Consider the following 26,089-nt stretch of genomic DNA (forward strand, 5'->3'; position numbering starts at 1 on the left):
TTATACAGGCAAACGGTACCATCGGGTCGATGATATAGGTTCTATTTTAGTGAAAAAAGGGGAATGTCATGAAAAAGTTAATCGTTTTGGCCTTTATCGGGTTTTTAGCCCAATTAATCGATGGTTCGCTTGGAATGGGGTATGGAGTGAGTTCCACGTCCTTATTGTTGACATTCGGGATTGCCCCTGCAGTAGCATCAGCATCCGTTCATTTATCGGAAGTAGTGACAACAGCAGTATCCGGAGCTTCACATATAAAGTTTGGGAACGTGGATAAAAATATGGTCTATCGCTTGATCATTCCAGGTTCTGTTGGTGCATTTGTAGGTGCATGTTTCCTGAGCAACCTGCCAGCCGAATTAGCAAAACCGTATATTGCCATATTTTTATTTGGTCTTGGTGTATACGTTTTATTCCGCTTTTTATTTATTTTTAAACCGTCAAAGGAAAATGAAACCGTAAGGCCATTGACCGCAAAACAATCCATTCCGTTAGGTCTTTTTGCAGGCTTTTGTGATGCAACAGGCGGAGGCGGTTGGGGACCGATTGCAACGCCCGTTTTATTGTCAAAAAAAGGCATGACGGCGAGAAAAGCCGTAGGGACTGTAGATACGAGTGAATTTGCCATTGCTTTCTTCGGTAGTCTTGGTTTTATCATTTCGCTTGGATGGGAAGCTGTCAATTGGCTTTGGGTCATTGCGTTGATAATTGGTGGAGTGGTTGCAGCACCAATTGCTGCCTGGCTCGTCAGGATGCTTCCTGCTCAATTAATGGGTGTTTTAGTGGGTGGTTTCATTATATTAATTAATGTAAGAACATTATTAGCTACATGGATTCCGATTGAAGCCCATATATACATCTATACTGGCATTGTAATTATATGGCTTTCTGGGATTCTTCTTACCATCAATAAGATGTCCAATGCGAGAAAACATGATCATATCGAACACCGGCAGAATGTTTCCTGATTCCCGAGTTTGAAAGAGTGAATTTACACAAGAAGCATATTCTGATGCGTAACATAAAAAACTCGTAGGTATTTATGTACCTACGAGTAAAGTCATTTGCCAAATGGAATTCGACTATTAAGTTGCTGCGGTTTTAATAATGGATCTTTATCCTATTTAATTGATTCATTTATTTCCTGGACCCATTTATCAATCTGTCTTAATAAACGAGAGACTTATCCCTCCAATATATCTATGTAGTTTATCTCCTAACAAAGAATCAATAGTTCCCCCTTACTATAGTCAGCCATCGTGAGAGATTTGAATAATTTTAGAATAGAAGCAGAACCATTAATTCATGGCCTTTTTCTGTTCAAATGAGTGAATTGCACTTTCATATAATATAAAAGGAGGAAATATTTCTTTTACTCTATCGAATTTAAATCCTGCCCGTTTGAACATCGGAATTTGATTGATGTAGCTTATTCACCGTCCCGATATTCCCGAGATCTCCCCCAGAAATAATGGGTCTTTCGCATGCCATTGCTTCCCCAAACCCTCCCCGTACCTACAATTGTTCTGCAGTGCACTAATACATTTTTTGTTGCCAGTGAAATGAATGAGCTCTTTCTTACTTGAAAATTGGAGGCACGCAGCCACATTCTAAATGTCCTTTAGCTGTCTGTCATTTCCAATAATGAGTACATGAAAATTGCGGATATCCTTTAATTTTAGATCCCTGCAAGCTTTGAAAAACATGCAGACTTTTGCTTGATGCCGGGGCATGGGAAAAATCTATTATCGATTCCATTTAAACTGGAATATTCTTTGGGGGAAATTCACTAACTGCCACCATGGCATCCTTTTAATCCGATTTATGGTAGTTTGTCCCATGTAGAGTGAAGGCGAACGTAATGTTTTAGGAGCAAGAGGTCTTCAATATTCAATTTGACAGGTCTTCATCCATATTATGGAGCCATCAACGTTCATTCTTTTTAAACCGTATTTAGTTTTTAAAGGTAGTTAAATATTTTTCAGTTTTGTACAATGATTAAATAGCAAAATTGAAAAGGAGTTTTAAAATGGAAGGCATCCCTGATCATTTAAAGGAAAATTTGGATATATTGTTCGTAGGTTTCAATCCAAGCATTCGCTCAGGCGAGACTGGTCATCATTATGCGAATCCAAACAATCGCTTTTGGAAAATCCTCTTCGAGTCCGGGCTGACACCGCGGAAATATGAACCAACTGAAGACTCGTCATTGCTGGATATAGGTTATGGTTTTACCAATATCGTTTCCAGGCCTACAAAAGGCGCGGACGAAATCACTAAAGAAGAGTACATAAAAGGAAGGAAGCTATTAAAAAGGAAAATTGAAAAGTATAAACCTAAACTTGTCTGTTTTGTAGGCAAGGGTGTCTATCAGGAATATCGTCAATTACGAAAAATCTCTTGGGGGCTGCAACAAGTACCTTCATCGAATGAGACCATGGAATTCGTTGCCCCTTCTTCCAGCGGTTTAGTTAGAATGCCGATAGAAGATATCATCGAAATATATAGTGAGTTGCCAATTCTGCTTGGTCAGCTGAAAAGCAATTGAAGGAACTTATTAAAACAAGGGTGGAATATATGAGTCAGGATAGTGCTTAATGGAAAAACGATGGCTTTCCGAGGTCAATGTTGGTGAAGGCTTTTGGCAAGTATAAAGGATAGTATACCTACTTTATTGGGATACCTAAGTAACGGTTTTGCTGCGGGGTCGTCGATAGGGACTTCGATTGTAACTTTCATACCTAGAGTCGGTCCTTTGGTGCTGCTAGTAAAATGCAGTCCTGAATGGGGCATCGATTGGCGTGCTTTTCTTGATGATATTACGAAATTTCTTTTAATAATTACTAAACATTTTAATGATAGGCCGATATAACCAGTAATGGATTTCCGTTACTGGGTTTTTATTTCCCAAGAAGGATATTTCAATTTCGGTTAGGCAAATGACGCATTTTAATGAACATTGGAAGCTTGATTATCAAAAAGGGCAGTGATTACATAAACTAAGGTGAATGTACTTCTGAAAAATTGTTTTGGTTAGCTGAATTGAAAGCGCTTCTAATTGAAAATGAAACAACAAACGTTTAGAAAATGGGAGTCTGTCAACAATGGGAATAAGCAAATAACTATGGAGGTGCTCAATTAATGAATGTGAATGGTGCACTAGAGGTTCTTGATCGCATGCGGCTGCCTAATGGCGCATATACGGCAAGCGTTTCCGATGATTATAATTATGTCTGGATAAGGGATGTCGTTTATACAGTAATGCCTTTTATAAATGATCCATCCAAACGTTACGAGAAAGCATATCATGCTTTATTCGACTTATTTCAATCCTATGAGTGGAAGATAGATATTCATACGGAACAGAAACCCCAGTTTCTATTTGAACATATCCATGCAAGGTATTCCATTGAGCTTAAAGAACTGCCCGATGAGTGGGGCCATGCCCAGAATGATGCGATAGGGGCCTTTTTATGGGGTGTCGGTGAAGGATATAGGCATGGTAAAAAGGTGATGAGAAATCAACGTGATTTACAAATTGTTCAAAAGTTGGTCAATTACTTGGAATGCCTGCAATATTGGCAGGCGGAAGATAACGGGATGTGGGAAGAAAATATAGAAATCCACGCTTCAAGCATAGGTGCATGTGTTGCTGGATTGAATTCAGTCAAAATGCTGGTCAACGTCAAGGATGAACTGATTAAAAAGGGAGAAGAAGCCCTTCGTTTCTTGCTTCCAAGGGAAAGTTATTCAAAAGAGACGGATTTAGCCCTTTTATCCTTAATTTATCCTTATCGGCTGGTAGACCGTGAAATAGCACTTAAAATATTGAAGAATGTCACAGAGCGCCTTGAAAGAACAAATGGTTGCATTAGATATGAAAAGGACCTTTATTATAATGACGGTCAAGAAGCGGAATGGTGTTTCGGGCTTCCGTGGTTGGGCTTATGCTACCTTGAACTTGGCATGATGAACAAAGTTAAGGAATATATAGAAAAAACGAAAATGATCATACCGGATAATTGGGAAGTACCCGAATTATATATAGGGGGCAGTAATATTCCAAACAAGAATACTCCTTTGGCATGGTCAGTATCATTGTCCTATTTATTTTTGACGAAGACTTCCATGATTCGAACTGAACAAATAACATGAAGCATTCATACATGATACCTTAGAGCTCTTTCCAATAAATGGGGAGGGCTTTTATTGGTATAATAATATTTTTACAATAAATGTATATTTTCCTCAAAAAAATGTTTTAATTTACAAAAAAACGGCTATTTATAACAATATCTTCACCTCCATTTGAAGGATTAATATCATTTTCATCGAATATATATAATAACTGGGGAAGGATGGGTAAAATACTATCGAGTTAATACTGATGGAGGGGTTTTATTGAGTACAATTATTGACCAGCTACAAGAGATTTATCCAAGCGATTTCGATTTGTATTTGTTTCATGAAGGAACCCTTTATGAAAGCTATAAAATGCTTGGGGCACACATTGTAACATCATTAGGTAAAGAAGGAGTACGCTTCGCCGTTTGGGCCCCCCATGCCAAGCAAGTTTCAGTAGTCGGTAATTTTAATAATTGGGACGGAAAAGATCATGCGATGAAACGGATCGAGCGATCAGGTATCTGGGTGTTGTTCGTACCAGGACTACAAGAAGGGGAACTCTATAAATACGAAATACATACACCCGGAAATAAACGAATCCTAAAAGCCGATCCATATGCCTTTTATTCGGAAGTCAGACCAAATACAGCCTCGGTCATCAAAAGGCTGGATAATTTTGAATGGCAAGATTCGAAGTGGATAGCTGATAGGAAAAAGGAAAATATTTATCATAAACCCATGTCCATTTATGAAGTGCACCCAGGAACATGGAAACAGAAAGAAGATGGCGAGTTTTATTCGTACCGTGAATTGGCTGATAGATTGATTGATTATGTGATTGATAATAGTTTTACACATATCGAAATCATGGCCATAATGGAACACCCATTTGATAAATCGTGGGGATACCAAGTCACTGGCTATTATTCCGTAACCAGCCGGTACGGCTCACCGGAAGATTTTAAATATTTAATTAACCTTTGCCACCAAAAGGGCATAGGTGTAATCCTTGACTGGGTTCCCGCCCATTTTTGTAAAGACGCGCATGGACTTTCCCGTTTTGATGGTACTCCACTCTATGAACCAATTGATAACACTAGAGCAGATCGCCCGTTATGGGGGACATACAATTTTGATTTTACAAAACCAGAAGTAATCAGTTTCCTTATATCAAATGTAATGTTTTGGATGGATGTATACCATATTGATGGGGTCCGTGTCGATGCGGTATCGTCAATGGTTTACTTAAATCATGATAATCCATTGCCGGTCAAGCTGAAAAACCAGTTTGGCGGTGAGGAAAACCTGGAAGCCATACAATTTTTACAAAAACTTAACGAAGTGGTTTTCAAGAGGTATCCCAATGCATTAATGATGGCTGAAGAAGCAACAGATCGGCCACTTATAACTTCTCCTACCGATATAGGCGGCCTAGGCTTTAATTACAAATGGAATATGGGATGGACCAACGATATCCTTCGTTATATGAAACTTGAAACAAATGAAAGGCCATATCATCATAACCTCTTAACATTTTCATTTTTCTATGCTTTTTCAGAAAATTTCGTCTTGCCCTTTTCACATGATGAAGTGGTTCATGGCAAGAAGTCATTATTGAATAAGATGCCAGGTGACTATTGGCAGAAGTTTGCGAATTTACGGTTACTCTTTGGGTATTTCATGACGCATCCTGGAAAAAAGCTGCTATTCATGGGAGGTGAATTTGGCCAGTTCATAGAATGGAAAGATGAGGAACAATTGGATTGGCTGCTTTTGGAATATGAATCCCACGAAAAGCTGGCATATTACTTCCGTACCCTTCAGGATTTTTATAGGCAAACTTCCTCCCTTTGGAGACTGGATCATGTCCAGGAGGGTTTTGAATGGATCGATCCGAACAATAGTGAACAGAGTATCATTACCTTTATGAGAAAAGGTAAACGTAAAGGCGATTATTGCATTATTGTCTGTAATTTTTCTGCACAGGCTCATGCTCAGTATCAAATAGGTGTACCATCCCAAGGCAAATATATAGAAGTTTTCAGCAGTGATTCAGAAGCTTTCGGAGGATCGGGTCAGATCAATGAAGAACCCATTAATGTCAAAAAGGAACCATACCATAATCAACCATTCAGCATGGAAATAACTGTACCTCCATTAGGCATTTCTATTTTTATGAAGCAAACAAAAAAAAGACGGGGGAGAGTGACCGAATAATGGGAGCGAAAAAATGGATAGCAATGTTATTGGCAGGAGGCCAGGGTTCAAGGTTAGGTGAATTGACGATCGGTTTGGCAAAACCGGCTGTTCCCTTTGGCGGTAAATATAGAATCATCGATTTTCCATTAAGTAACTGCACTCATTCTGGTATAGATACGGTTGGGGTACTGACCCAATACCAGCCATTGATTCTAAATGATTATGTTGGTAATGGCAAAGCTTGGGACCTTGATTTGGATGTTGGCGGAGTTTCCGTACTTCCCCCTTATCAAGGGAAAGAAGGTGGTGAATGGTATAAAGGGACGGCAAACGCTGTTTATCAAAATATCCAATACATTGATAACTATGATCCGGAACATGTACTGATCCTCTCTGGTGACCATATTTATAAGATGGATTACAGTAAGATGCTGGATTATCACATCGAAAAAAATGCAGAGGCAACAATAGCTGTCATTCAAGTGCCGTGGCAGGAAGCAAGTCGTTTCGGAATCATGAATACCAATGATGATGATAAAGTCACACAATTTGATGAAAAACCAAAGTATCCAAAAAGTAACCTCGCTTCCATGGGAGTTTACCTTTTCAATTGGAAAACCCTAAGACGGTATTTGATAAATGATGAAAAGGATGAAAATTCTTCCAATGATTTTGGCAGCAACATCATTCCAAAGATGCTTGAAGATCGAAAAAAGCTATATGCCTATCGTTTTAATGATTATTGGAAAGATGTTGGAACGGTCGAAAGCCTTTGGCAGGCACATATGGACTTATTGGAGGATACGCCAAATTTCCAGTTGGATGATCAGCAATGGAAAATTTTTGCCCGTAATGCAAATCATCCACCGCAATATATATCACCGGATGCCGAGGTCAGTCAGTCGCTTATCAATGAAGGGTGCATGATACATGGGAACATTGAACATTCGGTTTTATCCTATAATGTACAGGTGGGCTATGGGTCAACCATAAAAGATTCAGTCATCATGCCTAATGTCACGATTGGTGAAAACGTTCATATAGAAAGAAGCATCATAGCCAGTAATTGTGTTATAGAAGATGGTGCCGTAGTTGGCAACTCAGCGGTTACATCCGATATTACCTTAATTGGTGAAAATCAGACCATTATCAATCCAAACAAAAAAAAGATCACTCTTAACTAGAAAAAGGGGAAGATGCTATGGAAAATGTGTTGGGTATTATTAACTTAATCAATGAAAGACAACATTTAAAAGATCTGACTGCTCACCGTAATGTAGCATCTGTGCCATTTGGTGGACGCTACCGTTTGATTGACTTTACTATGTCGAATCTCATTAATGCAGATGTATCAAAAGTAGCCGTTTTTCCTAAAGAAAAGTATCTCTCAGTTATGGATCATCTTGGCTCAGGTAAAGAATGGAACCTAGATCGGCGTTCAGGAGGCTTATACATCTTGCCCCCTATCCATCCGGATGAAACGGTAACAGGCGATATGAAGCAATTCTATGATCATCTCAGCTTTTTCGAACGTGCAGAGGCAGATACTGTCATCATTTCCCCTGGAAGCCATGTATGCAAATTGGATTTTAATGAAGTGCTTGATTATCACAAAAAACATAAAGCGGATATCACGGTGGTATATAAGGATTATGTAGGGGAATTGATTGAAAAACCAATCTATCACACCTGCTCGGTGGATTCGGATGAAGACATAACCGACATTAGTTTTTATACCATCCCTAGACCTGGTGACCATGTTTGTCTAGAAACCTTCATCATAAGTAAAACGCTATTGGTGAACTTGATCAAAAGTTGTGTTGCCAGTGGGGAATATGACTTTTTGAAAGACGCTGTGAAAGCAAATCTGCATCGTTTTACCGTCAAAGGCTATAACTTTACTGGAGATATGCCATTCATCCATTCCATTGAAAGCTTTCATGCCAGTAATATGAATTTCCTGAACCCATCGGTAATCCGTTCCTTCTTCGGGGATACTTGGGATGTTTATACAAAAATCAAACATGAGGCACCGACCAAATATTCAAGTTCTTCGAAGGTTACCAATTCATTGATAGCCAACGGTTGTGATATTGAAGGGATTGTCGAAAACAGTATACTCTTCCGTGGGGTAAAGGTGAAAAAGGGTGCGATAATAAGAAATAGCATCATCATGCAAAAAGGCGTGATTGAAGAAGGAGCCATCGTTGAAAATATCATAACTGATAAAGAAGTGAGAATTACTAGTGAAAAATCAGTTATTGGTTTAAAACAGCCTACTGTAATAAAAAAAGCGGAAGTAATTTAATAGAGGAGGTGCGGCAATGAATGTTGTATTTGCTGCTTCAGAATGCGCCCCTTTTATAAAAACGGGAGGGCTCGGAGACGTTATAGGCGCGCTCCCGAAAGCGCTGAAAAAACAGGGAGTCCATGTAAGTGTCATCCTTCCTAAATATGGGGATCTTCCTAACCAATTCAAACAGGAATTGGAACATATGACGAGTATTGAAGTTCCTGTTGGTTGGCGCCAGCAATTTTGCGGCATCGAAAAACTTGTTGCTAACGGAATTACATATTATTTTCTGGATAATGAATATTATTTCAAAAGGCATGGTAGTTATGGTTTCTTTGACGATGGCGAAAGGTTCGCCTTCTTTTCCCGTGCAATTTTAGAGGCATTACCCTATTTAGAAGAAAAACCGGATGTCATACACTGCCATGATTGGCAAACGGGCCTTGTCAGCGTTTTGATGAAAGCCCATTATCATAACCATCCATTCTATCAGGATATTAAAACGATATTTACCATACATAATTTACGCTATCAAGGAGTTTACCCTAAAGCTGTATTAGCTGAATTACTCGATTTGAGTGAATTATATTTTAATATCGATGGTCTTGAATTTCATGGGAATGTAAGTTATTTGAAAGCCGGCTTAGCTTTTTCTAACATCGTCACAACTGTAAGCCCAAGTTATGCGGAAGAAATTCAGAGTCCTTATTTTGGGGAAAACCTGGATGGGTTTTTACGAAAGAGAAATGGTGACCTTAAAGGGATTATCAACGGAATTGATTATGAGGATTATAATCCTGCAGCAGATGAACATCTTGCTTTTCCATTCGATTCTTATGCGGATAAGATGGAGAATAAACGTCAGCTACAGGAATCGTTGGATCTTCCTGTCAATGAGGACGTCCCGGTTCTATCAATGGTAACGAGGCTTGTTGATCAAAAAGGAATAGATCTTATTCTCCATGTTTTTCATGAAATTATGAACCAGGGAGTTCAATTCATTCTTTTAGGTACGGGTGATGAGCAATATGAATCGGCATTTCGTCATTTAGCTGACCAATATCCAAATCAGGTTTCAGTCAATACATATTTTGATGAGGGTTTGGCAAGAAGGATATATGCAGGTTCTGATTTATTCCTGATGCCGTCACAATTCGAACCATGTGGTATCGGCCAACTCTTGGCATTGCGTTATGGTACGCTGCCTTTAGTGAGGGAAACTGGCGGACTTCGTGATACGGTCATACCTTATAATCAATTTACCGGTGAAGGCAACGGCTTCAGTTTTACGAATTATAATGCACACGATATGCTGCATACAATTGAGCAATCTATAGGTCTGTACAAATTCCAGCCGAAAAGATGGAGGAAAATGGCCGAAAATGCAATGAAGTTAGACTTCAGTTGGACATCATCTTCTTTAAAGTATATTGAGCTGTATGAAAGTTTGATTCCTGTCATGAAGTGAATTGGATAGGTAATACACAAAGCACTTGCGAACATTGTTTTCGTAAGTGTTTTGTTTCTTTTACCATCAAATATGGGTATATGTTATTTATATATAAAATATTGCTGCGTAGGAGAATGAAAAAGATGAAAAGAAGAAGAATGGAAATTGTATTTTTATTTATTTTAATCGCTTCAGTTTATATGATCCTGTTCACTCAAGTTAGCTTCGACGTGAAGCTATTTTTTATTGGATTATATATTTTGGTCATGTTTATTACCCTATTTTCACTCATGCTCGAAAATAGATTTGCCCACGAGACACTTTTATGGATGTATGTGCTTTTGTTTTTCCCGGTATTTGGATATGTATTTTATCTATTCTCAGGTCAGCTCTATTTAAAGGGGTATTTATTCCGAAGTAAAAGGAAAAAAGATCGCGAAGAATGGAAGAGTCTTGTCACACAGGTATCATCTCCAGATTTATCGTTCTTGAATGATCATCAGCGATCATTCGCAGCTTTTGCCAAAAATGCATCTGAGACCACCATTAGTACATCATCGGAAACGGAAGTATTGAAAAATGGCAACGAAACGTTTACAGAAATCATAAAACAGTTAAAAAAAGCTGAGAAATTCATCCATATTGAATATTACATTTTTCGTTCCGACAGGCTTGGTACTGAAATTATAGATATCCTTATTGAAAAAGCAAAAAATGGTGTGGAAGTTTTATTCATTTTTGATGCGGCCGGCAGTTTAAGCCTATCAAATAATGAAGTTAAACGGATGAAAAATGCAGGGATACAAGCCTATCCATTTTCACCATTAAAACATGGTTTTTTCAATCAAAAATTTAATTTCAGAAATCACCGTAAAATCATCATCATAGATGGGGAAGTTGGCTTTGTAGGAGGTTTAAACGTAGGAGAGGAATATTTAGGCCGAAATAAAAACATTGGTTTTTGGAGAGATACACATATGGTCCTTAAAGGTGAAGCGGTATATATGCTTCATACTGTTTTCCTCTTGGATTGGGAATATGTCAGCGGGGAAGATGTATTGCAAGAACGTCCAGAATTCAAGAATAAAGTGGTACAAGGGGATGGAGCTGTCCAAGTGGTAGCAAGCGGACCTGATACACAACAGGGAATCATGAGTGATTTTTACTATTCACTTATCACGAACGCCACAAAATCAATTTGGATTGCAAGTCCATACTTCGTACCGAATCAAGCGATTAAAGCAGCAATTAAACATGCCGCAATTAAGGGGATACAAGTTAGGCTTATGGTTCCGGCAGTAAATGATGGGTTTTTAACCCAATACGGGAGTCGCTCCTATTTCGGTGAGCTGCTTCAATTCGGCGTTGAGGTATACTCATATAAAAAAGGTTTTCTACATCAGAAACTTATTATCGTAGATGGTGATATGGCTTCCATAGGGACGGCAAACATGGATATGAGGAGTTTCCATCTGAATTTTGAAGTGAATGTCTTTCTTATGGGCAGCCGTACCATTGAAGATCTCATCATTCATTACAAAGAGGATATGATGGACAGTGACAAACTGGATCCTATCGGGTATAACGATCGTGGTTTACTGGAACGTTCAAAAGAATCATTTGCCAGATTGTTTTCGAATGTACTCTAATGGGAAAAAAAGCAGATAAATAGTATAGTTGAAATGTAAAGAAATTAATTGGCCATAAGGAGAATTTAAGAGAATATGAAATTGGTTTCCTGGAATGTAAATGGAATTAGGGCTTGTGTTAAAAAAGGATTTTTAGATTATTTTAAAGATGTGGATGCAGATATTTTTTGCCTTCAAGAAACTAAGCTTCAAGAAGGGCAGATTTCACTTGAGTTGGAAGGTTACCATCAATATTGGAATTATGCACTGAAAAAAGGATATTCAGGTACAGCCATTTTCACGAAGGAAAAACCGCTTTCTGTGAAATATGGTGTAGGAGATCTGGATGAGGAGCCGGAAGGCAGGATCATAACACTGGAATTCGAGGGTTTTTATATGGTGAATGTTTATACCCCCAATGCAAAAAGGGATTTATCAAGGCTGAATTACCGTCTCGAATGGGAAGATGAGATGATAGGATATCTTAAGGAACTGGACTTGGTGAAGCCGGTTATCTTTTGTGGGGACCTTAATGTCGCCCATCAGGAAATCGACTTGAAAAACCCAAAACCCAATATTGGGAATTCCGGTTTTACAACTGAAGAACGTGGAAAGATGACTGAATTACTTGATTCAGGGTTTATCGATACATTTCGCCATTTTAATCCAGACCAGGAAGGGGCCTATACTTGGTGGTCATATATGGCAAAGGTTAGGGAGCGGAATATCGGATGGAGAATCGATTATTTTATTGTTTCAAAACGTCTGGCGAAATCTTTAATAGAGGCTGACATTCACTGCGATGTCATGGGCAGCGATCATTGCCCGGTCGTCTTGGAAACAAACCTCTAAATGGAATAAATCCGGTTAAATGGGGATAATAATGGTTATCCATATTCAACAGGAGGTTCAATTATGAACACATTTATCGTGGGCTTTCATCAAGAAGATAATGTAGACAGCATGCAAGTGCAAAAATTGACGTCGGCTGAGTTTGAAAAAGCGACATCACGCGGTTTTCGCAGGTTATTTGAACTGGATACAAATATCGGTTATTTTGTATTTTTTGATGCTGAAGATGATGAGGGTGATTTATCCCATCTAGTTTTACAGTATGAAGAAGATAATCAGGATCCAAGTGATTGTTACTCCTTTACTAAAAATGATTTTTATGAGTTCATGGCACTTTATTTACAAGGGATGGATGAAGTGGAAGTGGAGCATGAAGAAGAGGATGACAATGAAGAGTACGGGCCAATCCACCATCTTGCCCATTTGATGTTTCATATTGTTGAAGAAGGAAAATCCGTTAAGCCTTAATGGCCGAGCAATGAAATGATAGGTACTTGTGAGCTTTGTGACAGGGATGAGATATAACAGACCATCCATCATTTAACCGATATCCTATCTCTGTAAATCTTGTCACAAACAGATTCACGCATTGCATTCAAACCGAGAGCTGGCCATCCGACTCAATACCGTACTTTTGTAAAAGATGATGAAGCATAAAAAAATACGTAAAGTGGATTAAAAAACAACCGGTAACGAGGGCAGTGAAGATTAGAAAATCAAAACGAAATATAGCAAAAGCCCATCTTTTTAAGATGGGCTTTTGCTTTTCATTCAGCTTGCTTTATTTTTCAACCGATCCAATAAAAATCCACCTTTAAAATAACGTGGTTCATATGAAATGATGAAAGCCTTAGGTTCAAACTTTTCAACGGTTGCTATCAATTCTTGTTCCCGATTGCGTTTTGTCAAGATTTCCATACGATAACGGTTGCTATCCCTGCCCTCGCCCGTATAAAGAGTTACACCAAATCCGTTGTTCCTCAATGTGTCTACCAAATGTTCATTTTTGGTTTGAGTATTAACGGTTACATTAATAAAACCGATGGCAAGTTTTTGCTCAATTTTCGTACCAAAAATTATTCCGATTCCAAAACCGACCGCATATACAACCATGGCGAGTATGCTTTGGTCACCGCCAAATACTAGGGATAATCCAAAAACGTAAATTAACATTTCTGCGATACCCAGTATCGAGGCAAGTATGGTAATATTTTTTACTAAGAAAATGGTTCGCAATGTGTAAATCGGAACATAAATAAGTTGTAATAGTAGAATCAGAAGTATTTCTTTCACTTGAGCACCTCACCAAAATCTTCAGTTTGATTAGACGTAACTTGGGGATTGTTCATTCCATAAGTAACATCTTCCATAATCTAACCACATCATAATAGGGGAATTCAATGGGGAATATTATGTATTTTTTGTGTAATTTCCATGGATACAGAAATAAAATTCTATAAGTTTTTTCAATATTCTTTTTTTTGTTAATTTGGTATCATTATCCTTATTAATTCATATGGGGGAATGATGATGTTTAATTATGATGGTCGGATATTCAAAGCTAAAGTCAATTCTGAAAATGGAGAAGTGTCAGGAAATACTACCTTCCATTATTCACAAGACGGCTCAATTCTTTCAGCAAGTTATCAGGGGGGAGAGATTGTTAAAGGGACTTTAATAGGGCTTGTCAATCTGGATGGAACTCTGGAATTCAGGTATAATCATATCAATGAAAAAGGGGAAATTAGAGGAGGCAGCTGTCTTTCCACCCCTGAAATGCTGCCTGATGGAAGGATACGCTTGCATGAAAGATGGAAATGGTCAGATCTTGAACGGAATGAGGGACATTCCATCATAGAAGAAGTGAAAAAATAATAATCTACTTAGAGGGGTTTGAGGACAATTACTACTATTTGTTTAGTGCGGCATGGTCAAACAGAGTGGAATGCACTAGGGAAGCTGCAAGGTCAGACTGATATTCCTTTAAATGAACTCGGAAAGATACAGGCACGGCAATGTGGTGAATTTTTGTCAAAAGATGATTGGGATGTAATTATTTCAAGCCCTCTAAAGAGGGCAAGGGAGACGGCGGATATCATTTCGCACTATATTGAAGTCCCGGTTATTGAAAAAATGGAATTCATTGAAAAGAATTTTGGCGTCGCTGAAGGAATGACAGCAGCGGAAAGGAAGTCTGCATTCAGGGATAAAGATTATCCTGGTCAGGAAAATCAGGAATCTTTACGAAACAGGCTGATGAATGGGCTCCAGGAAATTCAGAAGGAGTATCCTGAGAAGAAAGTTATACTTGTAGCACATGGAGCCGTCATTCATTTTATTTTACGCTTGATGTCAAACGAGTCAATCGTATCCAACGAAATGCGCTTGTTCAATGCATGTTTGAGTACGATTAGATTTGAAGTTGATTCTTGGATAATTGATGATTTCAATAAAGTAAATCATTTATCTTAGTCCTATTAAGCTAGGTTAGAGTTAAAAAGGATATGGTTGATTGAGGAGCTAATTATAGAAAGAAGGAAATCATGACTAATAAGACGGCATTGATATTAGGCGCTACTGGTGTGGTAGGCACCCAGTTGGTTAAAGAGCTAAGCAACAGCAAAATCTATAGTGAAATCCATTTGTTGACAAGAAGAGTAATGAAACTCACTGATCCCAAATGCATAGGACATGTTGTGGATTTCGATAATTTATCCAAGTATGCCCATTTGTTCAAAGTCACCGATGTTTTCATTTGTTTGGGTACAACGATCAAAAAGGCTAAAACGAAGGAAGCTTTTCGTAAAGTGGATTATGACTATGTAATTGAAGCAGCTAAAATGGCAAAGACATCCAATGTTGATAAATTACTCGTCATAACGGCCATGGGAGCCAATTCCAAATCAAAGTTCTTCTACAATCGCGTTAAGGGTGATGTTGAAGGAACACTACAACACCTGGAATTGAATGCAGTACATATTTTCCGCCCTTCCTTACTTCTTGGAGAACGCAAGGAATTCAGGGCGGGAGAAAAGATTTCTGGGCTGCTAAGTACTTTTGCAAAATTTGTATTTGTGGGCCCTTTACGCCCATATCGTGCAATAGAAGCAAACAAAGTAGCTGCTGCGATGTACGCTGCAGCCCAAACGACGGCAAAAGGATATCATTTTTATGATTCTGCTGAAATAGAGGAACTTGCCCAAAGGGTTACTATTATTTATTGAAACGAGCCCCAGTAGGCTCTTTTTTTTATTTAAAAGAAATTTTGATCCTCTCTTAAAAGTGAAAAGGAACATATGAACATTTCAACTAAAAAAAGGGAAATGGAGTGGAATAGAGGTGGAGAACCAGAAGGGCATGGTAAAAAGCTAGTCCAATAGGTTTAAGTTGCTTCTATTAGCTAGAGTTAGCTCAATGAGAAAACCGGGCAAAAAAACCCCGGTCTTTTTTGAGAATTTTTTTTGTTAATGTTTATAGTTCTTTAGACAATTTATCAATCGCTTCTTGTTCTGATGGAACAAAAAATCCATTGTTCCCTTTATTACACTAATAAAGAGAAATCTTTCGTAAGATGAAAAATCCCCTATGATTAATTTGGTAGTTAGCAAATTTTTGAAGGATCCCTCCTGCAAGTTTTGTAGTAAGCTTAAAAAAATCTTCTGAAATTGCTTCTTAATACCCCAGCTGCGCTGCTACATAATCTGGCCCAATAATTGGATCAGAAAGTACTGTGTGTTCCTTTCAGAATACTATCTATATTAAGAAGCTCAAGACACATTATAATTTCACAAATTGATTTACAGACTTCCTTCTTTATAAAGATTTTTAAATTTGAGGAAATAGGGGCCAAAGGATTACTATTGATTATTGAAACATGCCTGCAAAAGCCGAGGTTTCAGACTGTAGTCAAACTCGAAGAAAAGCCAGTTTGCCCGCAGTTTTCATTTATAAACGTTTCCGTTGATTGGAGCGGGTGTTCGAGACTCCTGCGGGGAAAACGAGTCCAATGGAGACCCCACTCGCGTAAGGAGTTCCGAGGAGGCTCCCGGACCGCAAGCGGAAAGCGAGCCGAGCGCCTGGAGTGGATATCAACGTTCTAATTTTCCGGATGAAACTTGATTGTAGAGGTGATTTCCACTACAATTTGTAGTGAGAGGTGGGAAAGGATGAATATTAAAAATTTTAAATATGATGAAGTCGGACTGAATCGTTTCTTTGGTCCATTGGAAGCTAATATCATGGAATATTTATGGGATAAAGATGAACAAAGCATTAAAGCGGTTCAACAATCATTGGAACTTGACAAACCTATCAATTTCAACACGGTAATGACCGTCATGAATCGTTTAGTTGAAAAAGGCTTTCTTGAAAAGAGGTCTGAAGGAAGGCTTTCATTATTTCGCCCGGTGCAGTCCAAAGAGGAGTTTTTAGAAGAGCAGTCAAAGAAACTGACTGAGAACTTGCTGGATGAATTTGGTGGGGCGGTCATAAGCCATATGCTGGATGCCATGAAAGACGCTGACCAAGGTTTAATTGAAAAATTGGAACAAAAAATTCAATCGTTAAAAAAGGATAAATTATAATGTGGAAGAGAAAGTCTTATTTTGTGATAAGCCTGAGTCTTTTAATTGCCTGTGTAGTATGGTGCCAAATGGGAGCGTTTTTAGTACACATCTTTTTTGGTGTGAATATTAAAGCTAATTTTTTAAAATTTTGTTTTAGTTTATTCAAGGAAGATTCAGTATACTACTTTGTGGTCGTCACACTGCTCAGTATAATAATATCCTATAGTATATTGAGCACCTTTTTTAAAGTTACAGAGCAATATTTCTTATCCAGAAGGTTTAAACAAAAGCTTTTTCTTTCAAAAAACGTTGATATGACAAAAAATATAAATGAAACATTCAATCGGGTCAACAATGATATCTTAGTTGTGAACGCTGAACAGCCTCTTGCGTTTACACTTGGTTTCAGGCGGCCTTTCATTGTGTTCAGTACTGGTTTAATTCGATTACTGGACTTTGATGAACTAGAAGCGGTAGTGGAGCATGAAGCCTTTCACCAAAAGAAATATGATCCATTGGTAATCTTTATTTTAGAGTTGATTTCAGATGCGTTATGGTTTGTCCCGCTGGCAAAATGGTGTCATAAAAATTACAAAATAATAAGTGAATTATCAGCCGACGAAAATGCGATTAATAAAATGGGGACCGAATTAGGTATAAGTGCCGCTTTATTGAAGTTAATTAAACATGGTTGCACTGATAAATCCTCTCCTGTCCTTGTTCATTTCTCGAATGAATCAGTTAACTATAGACTTCAGCAATTAATTGATCCCAATAAAACAATTCCTTTAAGGGCTGAAACTACCACGATTTTTGTTTCTATTTATGTTTTGGTTATATTGTTAGGAATGACTATAGTGATTGTCTGATGACTTTCACTTGATTTTATTACCACATTACACTACACTTTGTAGTGTAAAATAAAAAAAAGGAGATGTGTCATGAATAAACAAGAAATCGGTACCTTTTTATTAAGAGTTATGTTGGGAATTTCATTTTTCTTGCATGGTCTGTCAAAATTCAAAGGTGGATTGGATAACACTTCAGGATGGTTTCAAAGTATAGGAATTCCGGGATTCATGGCCTATGTAGTCGGTTTTATTGAATTGGTTGGAGGAATTGCTTTAATAATTGGTCTTGGTACAAGAATAATTTCTGCTCTCCTTGTATTCATCATGGCTGGTGCAATTGTTTATGTGAAATTCCCAGCAGGTTTTTTGGGGAATGGCGAAGGCTCAGGGTACGAACTGGATCTCGTTCTTATGATTATCGCATTTCACCTACTATTGAATGGAAGCCGATTCCTATCTATAGACTCTAAGTTACCAAACCTTAAAAAAGCACAAGATTCAGAAATGATAGCAAGTTAATTAGATTTAAACGAAATCACAATAAATTAAACACTTTTTAAACAGTCTTGAGGTATGATAACGGTAATCTTCTGGGATCATACCTTTTTCATTTCACCTTGTTCTTGTTTGAAATGCTTCTTGGATTTTAAAAACCGATAATAAACAAAATCAAATTTTGGTGATAAATAGTAGTTTTCCTGAATGGATCATCGTGAAATACCTTGACAAACAAACCACCTTGGAAATTTCAATTCAACGTTAACAAAAAAATTTGAAGTTTTCAGTAGATTTTCATTGACGAACACGTGTTCTGTGTTATAGAATACAATCATGGGTAATAATGGTATAGTGATTATTGCCATTGTCAGCTCATAAGGAAGCTTGGAAATTTCCCGAGCTAAGAAAAAAAACAAAGCAAAAGGAGTTATTTAATTATGACCATGCGATTATCTCCATATTTAATGATGAACGGAAATGCGAAGGAAGCGATCCAATTTTACGAAGAAGCATTGGATGCAAAAGTCCTTTTTAATCAAACTTTTGGGGAAATGCCAGAAAACCCTGAATTTCCTCTGCCAGAAGAAGCAAAGGGTCTTGTGGCACACGCAATGTTAAAGGTTGGGGAAACGGACCTCATGTTTTCCGATACGTTTCCAGGTCAAACCAGTCAGTCTGGAGATCAAGTTACGATCTGTATTTCAATAAACGATATTGAAAAATCAAAACGAATCTTTGAAACTTTGTCTCAAGGCGGAGAAGTGAAAATGCCGCTGCAGGAAGCTTTTTTCAGCCCCGCTTATGGGATTGTAACAGACAAATTCGGTGTAACCTTTCAAGTTTATACAGAGGGTCAACAATAATTTTCCCTAGTTAAATAATAACAGCTGCTACCTTGGTTACTTTTAGTTGCAACTGTATTTTGTTGAATAAATAAAACCCAATTTCTCATTTATATCACTGAGAGATTGGGATTTTTAATATTAGTATATATGATATCTCATCGCATTTACTATGCTGCCAAAGTTCACTCCACACGGTAGCATAGTATGTAAGGTGATTTGACGTCTATGTAATAGGGCATTCAGAAAAGTTCCAAATACCCCTTTCTGCGTATTCTTCACACTGTCCCTTGACCATGGATTCCATTTGAAAGTATTTATATTGCTCCTAATAACCAACTCCACCATGGATATCATGATTACATAGTTACCGATAATTTTTTCTGGTTCCACACTTTAACTTTGATATCTTATCGTTATCTCTCTGTGATATTCGTCATATATTCTTCATCTGTTTGTTCTTTGTTTAGAATATGGCTATGCTATTATTTAAAACATTGGCAGTCATATTAGCCGTATAGTGTATAAAAAAATATTCCTTTTAATAGGCTAATCATTCGAAGTGGCATTTCATTGCGTAATAAGGGGGAAGGGGAACAACGTGAACACAGATCAAGCTTTCGACCTGTTAAAGGATGCAGGAGTATCAGAAAGCAGCAGCATACAAACTGTTAGACGCTGGCTTCGTGAAGGTAAGATTAAATATGAGGGAGGAAGCGTGAATAGAAAAACCGGATACCTAATGGATGACACAGACCAAGCATTTGAAATGTTAAAAGATGCAGGAATAACAGAAAGTAATAGCATACAGACTGTAAGGCGCTGGCTTCAAGAAGGTAAGATTAAAAATGCGGGCAACGGAAAGAGGAGCACTGTATACATAAGCGATGAAACAGCTTCAAAGCTGGCAATAAATGATTTTATAGATAAAAACAAGGACGAAATCATACACCGATTAAAATTGAAAATACAAGCTCAAGATAAGCATATAGAAGGAATCGAAGAACTTCATGAGACTGCAAAAAGAATATTGATTCAGCAAAGGGATATGTTCAAAAAGGAAGTTGCCATACTAAAGAATGAGAAAAGTGAATTGCAAAATGAAACTAAGGATTTATTGAAAGAAAATATTGAATTACGTAATGAATTGATAAAATTAAAAGAAAACATCAGAAACAATTACAATATGGACTCCGCTGCTCAATCAAATGATTATAGTAAAAAGTTAGGGCTTTCTAAAATGGCGAGCAATAAAGAAGTGTTGGCTGAATATAAAGGGTTATTAAAAATAACTCATCCAGACCATAATGGCAACGCAAAGGTTTTTCATTACATAAAGACTGATTACGATGATTTTAGAAAGAGCATCAAAGGTAAATGAATAGTGATTAAATACAAACAAAGTATTTTTTTATCAAACTTAAAAATTCTAGGGCAATAGTATATTTTGAAACGAATTGATTGTTTAAGGTAAAGACCTCCCGGAAATTTTGGACTTCAAGGGAACATTCTTATTTTGACTTTTTCGTGTGGACATTTTAAATAAAACAGATTCCAAATGAACAATAGGTGCCATAGTTTATTTGGCACCTAATATTGAGGCTTATAAAGTCTATCGTTTACACATTATAAGAGATTTTTTTGTCTCCTCATCCATTGTGTTGCAACCCATTTTTCACCAGTGATAACTGGCGCTCCACCATGTAAAGTTAGTTCGTTTAGGTTATTATCGTTGTAGAAATATTCGAAGTACACAGCCATTCCCTTACACGGTGACACTGAAAAATTCACTTTCGGAAAAAAGGTTTCCCCACCATGCTCCACATCATTTAAGTACAAGATGATTGTGCTAATTCTATTATTTTTTGCTGCTATACTTGAAGATGTAAAAAAATCAAAATGAGCTTTATACTCTTGTCCTGGAGTGTATTTAAGAATTTGAATACCTTCTCCATGTTCAATGGGTATATTCATGATTGTTGATATCCTTTTTTCAATTTTGGTAATGATGTCATATTCATTTTCTTGAAAAAACATGCTGCTGCTTGTTCTTAATTCATTTACTTCGTGCGTAACTCCAATTTTGGAACGATGCATTTTGTCTTTTGACAATTCAATAAGTCCGTCACATTCTTCGTCACTCAAAACGTTTCCTAAAACTACAATTAGAGGTTCTTCTAGTCTAGCAATTACATTAATTTCTCTGTCTTCCGTTTTGATTTTATTTCCATTATGATTAAAAATAGTTTGTTCTTTACTTATTTTATTATCCACTGTCAACTTTCATCGACTCCCAAAAGAATGAATTTTCTGAACCATTAGTTTAAATTATCTCTGTAAGCGTTTTCCTATTTTGATTATACCATGAACATTGTTATATAACTGTTTCTTATTTCCGCTACCCGCTAACAATGCTTCGTATCATGAGGTCGACCAGTAAAAATTACTGGATGAACTGGCGCTTGACTATAGCAAACTTTTATTTTTTACATAAAATATAGTAAGCACACACTATGAACCAGTCTCTTTGTATAGATTTGTATTTTCACTAAAATCCCCTTTTATTATAGAAGGGCTTTTACAAAAACTGTTTTTATTAAGCTATTCTTTCAACCCTATAAATCATTAATGGAAGACGTTTACTTTCAGAATGTGTCACAATGATAAAGGGGCAGAGGTTCGTCACCAATTATCAGCAGTACGGAGCTGTTCAAGAATCTTAGAGATAAAGAAACAAAGGATAAAAAGTAATAGTACGATAGGGTATGTAAAGGAGTGATGTAAAGTGGAGGACTTTAAATCGATCTGTGTTACTGAAGGAATTAAAAAAGTAAATGTAATAAAAAATCCAACGTCGTTTTCGCTGATTGGAAAGGGGGCGCAAGGGGCCGTTTTTAAAATTTCTTCAGACAAATGTGTGAAAATTTGTGCAAAACCAGAATATGCGGCTAAAGAGGGAAATGTATTAAAAATTGCACAGGAGTCTCCCACTATTCCACGGCTTTATGAGGTGGGGCATAACTATATTATTATGGAATATCTTGAAGGGCCAACTTTATTTCAATATTTAGAATCTGGAGGGATCCTATCCGAAAAATTGATGAGGCAAATTCTTTTTGTGCTAAAAGAAATGAAGCGTTTAAAGTTTACCAGATTGGATGCCGATTTGCGCCACATTATTGTAACTAAGGGAGAGGAATTAAAAGTAATAGATCATTATAGCTCCTATACAAGGATTCGAAACAGGCCAGAGTTGATATTCAAAGGCTTAAAAAAGTTGGGTCTATTACCATTGTTTTTGGAAGAGTTAAAAGAAATGGATCCCGAATCCTATATGGAATGGAAAGATTTATAAATAAAAAAAGTAACTCCTTTAAAGCAAATAAGGAGTTACTTTTTTCTGTGGAAGAAACTAGCGTTATTTTGGATTGCTATGATGCTGGATGATACGTTCAACGATATCAGGCAATTTATTTTTCTGTTCTAAAAGAAACTTGTAGAGAGCTTCTCTATCCTTTGTTTTCACTTTCCACTCTTTAGGGATGGATTCGATCACTTGATAGATCGATTTGTTCGGCAATTTCACTATTTTTTCTATAAACGATGTAAGCTCTTTGTGATCATCGAGAAGAGAGAAGGCCCATTTATAAAAAGGCCAATGGTAGTTATAAACCGGTGTTTCACTTAGCGTTTGAGCAGACCATTGGTAGCGTCCTGGAAAAACTCTGCCATGATCAATCATATGGACATAATAGCCGCCATCACTGAGATTTTCCAAAATGACATTCATCGTACCACGGTCAGAGTTATTCACCCATTGGTCGAATACCGTTATACCGGCAAGCATATCTCGGTTTTTAACATCCGTCTTAGTGGGAGGATTTTCTCTAACATTCTCGAAAACTGTACTGTTTTTAATAAAAACACAGCCATATTGGTATCCAGAACTATAGTTGTGTTTAGTGGATTGTAATTCAGGAGTTTTCTTAATGAATTCTTCCGGTATATATACAAGATCAAATGGGATAACGGGAAGGGAAAGGAGCTCTGCCAATTTGCCGATAAGGTATTCATTGACCACTTCCTTTTCTCTTCCTTTCTTAGTATCGAACCACTTCACGACATATTCTTTACCATCGCTGAAAAGAATGACATGTGCAGTTCCCCCCCTTAATGTTTGTACATATCGAACTGGATATTTTGTCATATCACTTTGTCTCCTTTAAAAATATTTGTCTAGCTCTTTTTCATTTTTACCTTAGCTTTTTTATTAACCATATTGCTTCTGCATTGATTGATGAAATTGGTTATAAGGTTCGATAAATGACTATTTCTGTTCTAAAAGGAATTTGTACTGTGCTTCACTTTCCTCCTTCGAGACTCCCCACTCTACAGGGATGGATTGGGTAACTTCATAGTTAATTCGTTCTGGAAGGGATAAGATTTTTATCCAAATGATGTTCATTGAGCATGGAGAAGGCCCCCATGGGTACGTTTGTTGATAAAGGATTCAGTTTCTGAGAAAGCGTTTTTGCAGACCACTGAGTCCACTAGGAAAAAATGTTAGGATAAAAAAAGCCGCCTTTACTAAGCTGAATTAGAAGGAAAATGTTTATGGTTTAATCGATTTTATTCACCTAAAGATCGAATACCACCAATCGGCAAGCATATTGTGTTTTTCTTACGTCTTTGATGCAAAAGCTTTAAATATTTCATCTAGTACAATACTGTTTTCTATAAATAAACACATAGATTGGCATCCTGAACTAAATTTGTTAGGAATATACTTATGATTGCGTCTTGGGTATATACTAGTCCGAAGGGGACAAAAGGGAAGGGAAGGAACATTGCTAATATACTGCTCACATACTCAATTACTAGTTCATTTCACTACATACTTTTTACCGTCGCAAAAATAATGTCATGTAGCGTTCCACCAATTAATTTTTTTTACGAACTCAACTGGAATTTTGGACTGAACCATTGTTTCCATATCAATTAACTTCGTTGTTTTTTTCTATTAAGCTGTATAGCCTTTGTTGTTCGATGATTTGTTTATTCAAATCAAAATTTTCATCAATTACCTGTCTTGCACTTCTGGTATATCTCTTCCATACTCTTGGATGACTAAGGAAATATTTTATACCTTGAGCCAATTTTAAATCATCTTTCTCAGGAACTAGGTATCCTGTTTTTTTATGCTCAATCAATTCCGGGATCCCTCCGTGAAAGGTGGAGATGACTGGTAAACCGCTTGCCATGGCTTCTTTTAATGCATTGGGTATCCCTTCTACATCGCCATCTTCGCCCGTTTCACTGGCAAGGCAAAAGAGATGGGAATCACTTAATTCCTTGGAAATTTGGTTAGAATCCATTGGCCCCCTAAGAAAAACATGTTCGTTTAAGTGGTTTTCATCAATGAAAACTCTTATCTTCTCTTCATCTTCACCTGTCCCAATGATGTGCAGTGTCGTTCTTGGGTATTCCTGATGAATCCGTTGAAAAGCCTTCAAAAGCGTAAGAAATCCTTTTTTCTCGACAAGTCTGGCTACGGACAAGATTCGGATTTCTCCTTCCTTAGGTAGGGTACGTTGGACAAATGGGTATAAATCTAAATCCAGCCCCCCATACAGTACATGTATTTTATCTTCTTTAAATCCTAATTTTTTTAATTCATCTGCAAGAAAATGGCAAACTGAAAAACAAGCAGCCCCATGTTTTACCAAATTTTGATATCGTAGGACATTTTTGCGAAATCTCTTATATGTTTGCGTGGAAGAATCACGTCCTCGAAAATGTACAACCAAAGGAATATCATACTCTATTGCTGTTGGTAAAATATCGATGGAATGTTTCCCTTGATGAGCGTGAATCACGACGACATTTTGCTCCTTAAAGAAGGCTCCAAGGTCTTGAATTTCGTTCAAATTATAATAATGTTCAAACTGAAATTGAACATTGTTACAATTCGGGTAAGGTCCTATAACAATAGGACGATATTGATCCAACATAATGATCTGATTGTACATAAATCCTTGATTTATTTTTATAGGTTCCCTAATGTAAAAAGCGATTGTCTTCACTATTTCAATCCCTTTCTTCTCTCTAAAATCAAATTTTCGATAAAACTTTGAAATATTTGTCGATCTCGTTCAGATAGATCTTTCGGAAAAGCGGACCATTTAAAAAATTGTACTTTTTGTATTTCTATATCATCAGGTTTTAAATCTCCGCTGAGTATTTCTTCGGTAACGTAAGCAATGTTGACTGGAAAGTATTGATCACCATTAGGCAGCTCCGTAAAATAGTCCTTCCCTGAAAAAACACCAATTAATTGGAGGTTGCCGATGTTAATTCCTGTTTCCTCCAAAATTTCACGTCTGCAGGCTTCTTCCGCAGATTCTCCTAATTCGATGAAGCCGCCTGGCAATTTCCACATTTTTTCGGATTGTACCATCAGAAAACGGCTGTTCTGATCGATAACCAAAACGGTGACTCCAGTAAGTATCAAAGCTCTAGTTCCAACGAGAGCACGTAAATCTTCAATGTATCCCATCTCAAGTCTCCTTCTGATCATTTCGTTACTGGTTAATGCTCTTTTATAGTAAATGCAAAATAGAAAAGATTCGAAACGGACAAGTACATATATTTGTTTGTTTTTTGTAAAGTTCTTAATTGTATGTGCATGAGCATAAGACACTGAATAAACGCTGGGAAAAGCATTCCTTAAGAGAATAATGGATCAATTGCTAATATCTCGTACTTAAGAAGCCAGGAAAAGAAGGT

General features: G+C 37.2%; 24 protein-coding genes and 1 pseudogene. 19 read left to right on the top strand and 6 right to left on the bottom strand.

The genetic code is table 11. From position 1 onward, the window contains the following. Positions 1 to 68 precede the first annotated feature (68 nt). The 10 genes from ACIQ0C_RS05660 (at position 69) to ACIQ0C_RS05705 (ending at position 13,015) form a co-directional block, all read left to right on the top strand. Positions 69 to 968 carry a sulfite exporter TauE/SafE family protein gene (locus ACIQ0C_RS05660; RefSeq protein ID WP_402837310.1) on the top strand — a complete coding sequence of 300 codons (900 nt, stop codon included), beginning with the start codon at positions 69 to 71 and terminating at the stop codon, positions 966 to 968. A 1,061-nt stretch (positions 969 to 2,029) separates the two neighbouring features. After that, the gene (locus tag ACIQ0C_RS05665; protein ID WP_403057852.1) at positions 2,030 to 2,548 is read left to right on the top strand and encodes a mismatch-specific DNA-glycosylase; all 519 of its coding nucleotides are present in this window, start codon (positions 2,030 to 2,032) and stop codon (positions 2,546 to 2,548) included. A 593-nt stretch (positions 2,549 to 3,141) separates the two neighbouring features. After that, positions 3,142 to 4,155, top strand: coding sequence for a glycoside hydrolase family 15 protein (locus tag ACIQ0C_RS05670; RefSeq protein WP_403057855.1), 1,014 nt, complete (start codon positions 3,142 to 3,144; stop codon positions 4,153 to 4,155). Between the two features lie 246 nt (positions 4,156 to 4,401). Beyond that, on the top strand, positions 4,402 to 6,342 hold the full coding sequence (glgB, locus tag ACIQ0C_RS05675) for a 1,4-alpha-glucan branching protein GlgB (RefSeq protein WP_403057858.1): 1,941 nt from the start codon (positions 4,402 to 4,404) through the stop codon (positions 6,340 to 6,342). Next, positions 6,342 to 7,508: a glucose-1-phosphate adenylyltransferase gene (locus ACIQ0C_RS05680; protein ID WP_053535126.1), complete on the top strand. Its 1,167-nt coding sequence runs from the start codon at positions 6,342 to 6,344 to the stop codon at positions 7,506 to 7,508. The genes glgB and ACIQ0C_RS05680 overlap by 1 nt, the downstream gene beginning before the upstream one ends. A gap of 17 nt (positions 7,509 to 7,525) precedes the next feature. Further along, complete coding sequence (glgD, locus tag ACIQ0C_RS05685) at positions 7,526 to 8,632, top strand: glucose-1-phosphate adenylyltransferase subunit GlgD (RefSeq protein WP_402837302.1); 1,107 nt, start codon at positions 7,526 to 7,528, stop codon at positions 8,630 to 8,632. 16 nt (positions 8,633 to 8,648) lie between these two features. Continuing rightward, positions 8,649 to 10,085 carry a glycogen synthase GlgA gene (gene glgA / locus ACIQ0C_RS05690; RefSeq protein ID WP_403057861.1) on the top strand — a complete coding sequence of 479 codons (1,437 nt, stop codon included), beginning with the start codon at positions 8,649 to 8,651 and terminating at the stop codon, positions 10,083 to 10,085. Positions 10,086 to 10,210: 125 nt separating this feature from the next. Then, positions 10,211 to 11,716, top strand: a complete 1,506-nt coding sequence (gene cls, locus ACIQ0C_RS05695) for a cardiolipin synthase (RefSeq protein ID WP_403057864.1) — start codon at positions 10,211 to 10,213, stop codon at positions 11,714 to 11,716. A 75-nt stretch (positions 11,717 to 11,791) separates the two neighbouring features. Next, positions 11,792 to 12,547, top strand: a complete 756-nt coding sequence (locus ACIQ0C_RS05700) for an exodeoxyribonuclease III (protein WP_403057867.1) — start codon at positions 11,792 to 11,794, stop codon at positions 12,545 to 12,547. Between the two features lie 63 nt (positions 12,548 to 12,610). After that, positions 12,611 to 13,015: a cytosolic protein gene (locus tag ACIQ0C_RS05705; protein ID WP_403057870.1), complete on the top strand. Its 405-nt coding sequence runs from the start codon at positions 12,611 to 12,613 to the stop codon at positions 13,013 to 13,015. A 303-nt stretch (positions 13,016 to 13,318) separates the two neighbouring features. Here the strand turns inward: ACIQ0C_RS05705 and ACIQ0C_RS05710 are convergent, their stop codons facing one another. Further along, the gene (locus ACIQ0C_RS05710; RefSeq protein WP_034306915.1) at positions 13,319 to 13,840 is read right to left on the bottom strand and encodes a DUF2179 domain-containing protein; all 522 of its coding nucleotides are present in this window, start codon (positions 13,838 to 13,840) and stop codon (positions 13,319 to 13,321) included. 237 nt (positions 13,841 to 14,077) lie between these two features. Between ACIQ0C_RS05710 and ACIQ0C_RS05715 the strand changes: the two genes are divergently transcribed. The 3 genes from ACIQ0C_RS05715 to ACIQ0C_RS05725 all read left to right on the top strand — a co-directional run bounded on the left by ACIQ0C_RS05715 (position 14,078) and on the right by ACIQ0C_RS05725 (position 15,771). After that, on the top strand, positions 14,078 to 14,422 hold the full coding sequence (locus tag ACIQ0C_RS05715; RefSeq protein WP_403057873.1) for an avidin-fold protein: 345 nt from the start codon (positions 14,078 to 14,080) through the stop codon (positions 14,420 to 14,422). A gap of 27 nt (positions 14,423 to 14,449) precedes the next feature. Then, positions 14,450 to 15,019, top strand: coding sequence for a histidine phosphatase family protein (locus ACIQ0C_RS05720; protein ID WP_403058105.1), 570 nt, complete (start codon positions 14,450 to 14,452; stop codon positions 15,017 to 15,019). 71 nt (positions 15,020 to 15,090) lie between these two features. Continuing rightward, complete coding sequence (locus tag ACIQ0C_RS05725) at positions 15,091 to 15,771, top strand: NAD(P)H-binding protein (RefSeq protein WP_403057876.1); 681 nt, start codon at positions 15,091 to 15,093, stop codon at positions 15,769 to 15,771. 247 nt (positions 15,772 to 16,018) lie between these two features. Here the strand turns inward: ACIQ0C_RS05725 and ACIQ0C_RS05730 are convergent. Then, positions 16,019 to 16,213 (bottom strand): annotated as a pseudogene (locus tag ACIQ0C_RS05730) (DUF4180 domain-containing protein); the annotation flags it as partial. 500 nt (positions 16,214 to 16,713) lie between these two features. Here ACIQ0C_RS05730 and ACIQ0C_RS05735 point away from each other — a divergent pair. From ACIQ0C_RS05735 to ACIQ0C_RS05755, 5 genes are all read left to right on the top strand, one after another. Beyond that, the gene (locus tag ACIQ0C_RS05735) at positions 16,714 to 17,130 is read left to right on the top strand and encodes a BlaI/MecI/CopY family transcriptional regulator (protein ID WP_402837286.1); all 417 of its coding nucleotides are present in this window, start codon (positions 16,714 to 16,716) and stop codon (positions 17,128 to 17,130) included. After that, the gene (locus ACIQ0C_RS05740) at positions 17,130 to 17,981 is read left to right on the top strand and encodes a M56 family metallopeptidase (protein WP_403057879.1); all 852 of its coding nucleotides are present in this window, start codon (positions 17,130 to 17,132) and stop codon (positions 17,979 to 17,981) included. Before ACIQ0C_RS05735 ends, ACIQ0C_RS05740 begins: the two co-directional genes overlap by 1 nt. A 72-nt stretch (positions 17,982 to 18,053) precedes the next feature. After that, positions 18,054 to 18,482 (top strand): DoxX family protein, encoded by a 429-nt coding sequence (locus ACIQ0C_RS05745; RefSeq protein ID WP_403057882.1) that lies wholly within the window; start codon positions 18,054 to 18,056, stop codon positions 18,480 to 18,482. Between the two features lie 416 nt (positions 18,483 to 18,898). Then, complete coding sequence (locus ACIQ0C_RS05750) at positions 18,899 to 19,324, top strand: VOC family protein (RefSeq protein ID WP_403057885.1); 426 nt, start codon at positions 18,899 to 18,901, stop codon at positions 19,322 to 19,324. A gap of 697 nt (positions 19,325 to 20,021) precedes the next feature. Further along, entirely contained in the window at positions 20,022 to 20,684 is a 663-nt protein-coding gene (locus tag ACIQ0C_RS05755) for a hypothetical protein (RefSeq protein WP_403057888.1), read from the top strand. Between the two features lie 245 nt (positions 20,685 to 20,929). On the opposite strand, the gene ACIQ0C_RS05760 is transcribed toward ACIQ0C_RS05755, so the two are convergent. Then, entirely contained in the window at positions 20,930 to 21,583 is a 654-nt protein-coding gene (locus tag ACIQ0C_RS05760; RefSeq protein WP_403057890.1) for a 2OG-Fe(II) oxygenase, read from the bottom strand. 505 nt (positions 21,584 to 22,088) lie between these two features. Here ACIQ0C_RS05760 and ACIQ0C_RS05765 point away from each other — a divergent pair. After that, positions 22,089 to 22,658: a kinase gene (locus tag ACIQ0C_RS05765; protein ID WP_403057893.1), complete on the top strand. Its 570-nt coding sequence runs from the start codon at positions 22,089 to 22,091 to the stop codon at positions 22,656 to 22,658. A gap of 63 nt (positions 22,659 to 22,721) precedes the next feature. Here the strand turns inward: ACIQ0C_RS05765 and ACIQ0C_RS05770 are convergent, their stop codons facing one another. The 3 genes from ACIQ0C_RS05770 to ACIQ0C_RS05780 form a co-directional block, all read right to left on the bottom strand. Further along, complete coding sequence (locus ACIQ0C_RS05770) at positions 22,722 to 23,510, bottom strand: HipA family kinase (protein WP_403057896.1); 789 nt, start codon at positions 23,508 to 23,510, stop codon at positions 22,722 to 22,724. A gap of 787 nt (positions 23,511 to 24,297) precedes the next feature. Then, on the bottom strand, positions 24,298 to 25,386 hold the full coding sequence (locus tag ACIQ0C_RS05775) for a glycosyltransferase (RefSeq protein ID WP_403057899.1): 1,089 nt from the start codon (positions 25,384 to 25,386) through the stop codon (positions 24,298 to 24,300). Further along, on the bottom strand, positions 25,386 to 25,859 hold the full coding sequence (locus ACIQ0C_RS05780) for an NUDIX hydrolase (protein WP_403057902.1): 474 nt from the start codon (positions 25,857 to 25,859) through the stop codon (positions 25,386 to 25,388). The genes ACIQ0C_RS05775 and ACIQ0C_RS05780 overlap by 1 nt, the downstream gene beginning before the upstream one ends. Positions 25,860 to 26,089 lie beyond the last annotated feature (230 nt).

This window comes from Peribacillus sp. NPDC096448 (genome assembly GCF_044762675.1).
GTDB lineage: Bacteria > Bacillota > Bacilli > Bacillales > DSM-1321 > Peribacillus > Peribacillus frigoritolerans_B.

Coding starts and splice junctions, on each gene's coding strand:
- ACIQ0C_RS05660 (WP_402837310.1), top strand. CDS start 69: ATGAAAAAGTTAATCGTTTTGGCCTTTATCGGGTTTTTAGCCCAATTA.
- ACIQ0C_RS05665 (WP_403057852.1), top strand. CDS start 2,030: ATGGAAGGCATCCCTGATCATTTAAAGGAAAATTTGGATATATTGTTC.
- ACIQ0C_RS05670 (WP_403057855.1), top strand. CDS start 3,142: ATGAATGTGAATGGTGCACTAGAGGTTCTTGATCGCATGCGGCTGCCT.
- ACIQ0C_RS05680 (WP_053535126.1), top strand. CDS start 6,342: ATGGGAGCGAAAAAATGGATAGCAATGTTATTGGCAGGAGGCCAGGGT.
- glgD (WP_402837302.1), top strand. CDS start 7,526: ATGGAAAATGTGTTGGGTATTATTAACTTAATCAATGAAAGACAACAT.
- glgA (WP_403057861.1), top strand. CDS start 8,649: ATGAATGTTGTATTTGCTGCTTCAGAATGCGCCCCTTTTATAAAAACG.
- cls (WP_403057864.1), top strand. CDS start 10,211: ATGAAAAGAAGAAGAATGGAAATTGTATTTTTATTTATTTTAATCGCT.
- ACIQ0C_RS05700 (WP_403057867.1), top strand. CDS start 11,792: ATGAAATTGGTTTCCTGGAATGTAAATGGAATTAGGGCTTGTGTTAAA.
- ACIQ0C_RS05705 (WP_403057870.1), top strand. CDS start 12,611: ATGAACACATTTATCGTGGGCTTTCATCAAGAAGATAATGTAGACAGC.
- ACIQ0C_RS05715 (WP_403057873.1), top strand. CDS start 14,078: ATGTTTAATTATGATGGTCGGATATTCAAAGCTAAAGTCAATTCTGAA.
- ACIQ0C_RS05725 (WP_403057876.1), top strand. CDS start 15,091: ATGACTAATAAGACGGCATTGATATTAGGCGCTACTGGTGTGGTAGGC.
- ACIQ0C_RS05735 (WP_402837286.1), top strand. CDS start 16,714: ATGAATATTAAAAATTTTAAATATGATGAAGTCGGACTGAATCGTTTC.
- ACIQ0C_RS05740 (WP_403057879.1), top strand. CDS start 17,130: ATGTGGAAGAGAAAGTCTTATTTTGTGATAAGCCTGAGTCTTTTAATT.
- ACIQ0C_RS05745 (WP_403057882.1), top strand. CDS start 18,054: ATGAATAAACAAGAAATCGGTACCTTTTTATTAAGAGTTATGTTGGGA.
- ACIQ0C_RS05750 (WP_403057885.1), top strand. CDS start 18,899: ATGACCATGCGATTATCTCCATATTTAATGATGAACGGAAATGCGAAG.
- ACIQ0C_RS05770 (WP_403057896.1), bottom strand. CDS start 23,510: ATGACAAAATATCCAGTTCGATATGTACAAACATTAAGGGGGGGAACT.
- ACIQ0C_RS05780 (WP_403057902.1), bottom strand. CDS start 25,859: ATGGGATACATTGAAGATTTACGTGCTCTCGTTGGAACTAGAGCTTTG.